Origin of the sequence: Amycolatopsis sp. SID8362, assembly GCF_010550475.1 — a bacterium.
In the GTDB taxonomy this organism is placed as follows: domain Bacteria; phylum Actinomycetota; class Actinomycetes; order Mycobacteriales; family Pseudonocardiaceae; genus Amycolatopsis; species Amycolatopsis eburnea.
Genome location: NZ_JAAGNB010000559.1, coordinates 1 through 959 on the forward strand (window position 1 = coordinate 1; position 959 = coordinate 959).

A 959-nucleotide genomic window follows, 5' to 3' on the forward strand; every position below is an offset into this window, starting at 1 on the left:
GCCGGTTCCCCCGGCATGGGCGGCATGGGTGCCGGCGCCAAGGGCGGCAAGGGCGACAACGACAAGGAACACAAGGCCGCCGACTACCTCGAGAGCGACGACCCGAACTTCTTCGCGGGCGAACAGGTCGTCGCGCCCCCGGTGATCGGCGACTGGAAGAACCAGGATTGGAAGTGAACGCATGACGGCCGGCTTCGAGGTCGAACCGGACGAACTGGTCGCGCACTCGAGTCACGTCGAGAGCCTGGTCGACCGGCTCAACACGGCCTCCGCGGCGGCCGACACGGCGATGTCGGACCACGCGTACGGGCTGCTGTGCGCGTTCCTCCCGCCGATCATCCGGCCGACGGGGGAGAAGGCGAAGGAGACGCTGGCCGCGTCGATCGAAGGCGTGCGCGGGCTCGCGGACAACGTCAAGACGGCCGCGCAGTCCTACCGCGACGGTGAAGAGGCGAACGCGCAGCCGTTCGAGAAGCAGCTCACGGCGTCGCCGCGGGCAGTGGAAGCGAGGACGAAGGCATGACGGGCCCGAACGGCCTCGGGGACCTGATGCGGGACCCGGACGAGGCGATCCGCCGGATGGACGACTGGGCGGCCGGGTTCGCGGCGAAGGCCGAGCGCTACCAGGCGGCCCAGGAGGAGACCGAACGGCTCCGGCTGACCTCGACCAGCTCCGACGGCGCGGTCAGCGTGACCGTCGGCGCCGACGGCACGGTCACCGACCTCACGTTCTCCAACAAGGTCAAGTCGTTCCCGCTGGAGGAGCTGTCCCGGCAGATCCTCACGACGATGCGCCGCGCGCAGTCGGGCATCGCCGAGCGCGTCGCCGGCGTGATGGCCGAGCAGCTCGGCGACGAGGACCGCGAGACCCGCACGGCGCTGCTGGACACGCTGCGCGGCCGGTTCCCGGACCCGGACGAGCCGGAGGACCCGCAGGCCCCGGCCTCGCCGCCGCCGGT

Annotated in this window: 2 protein-coding genes; both read left to right on the forward strand. The window is 71.5% G+C overall.

The features are described 5' to 3' along the window. Positions 1-181 precede the first annotated feature (181 nt). On the forward strand, positions 182-523 hold the full coding sequence (locus G3I65_RS17390) for a type VII secretion target (RefSeq protein ID WP_160697043.1): 342 nt from the start codon (positions 182-184) through the stop codon (positions 521-523). Next, positions 520-959 (forward strand): YbaB/EbfC family nucleoid-associated protein (locus G3I65_RS17395; protein ID WP_160697044.1); only part of this gene is annotated, 440 nt, incomplete at its 3' end. The genes G3I65_RS17390 and G3I65_RS17395, both read left to right, overlap by 4 nt.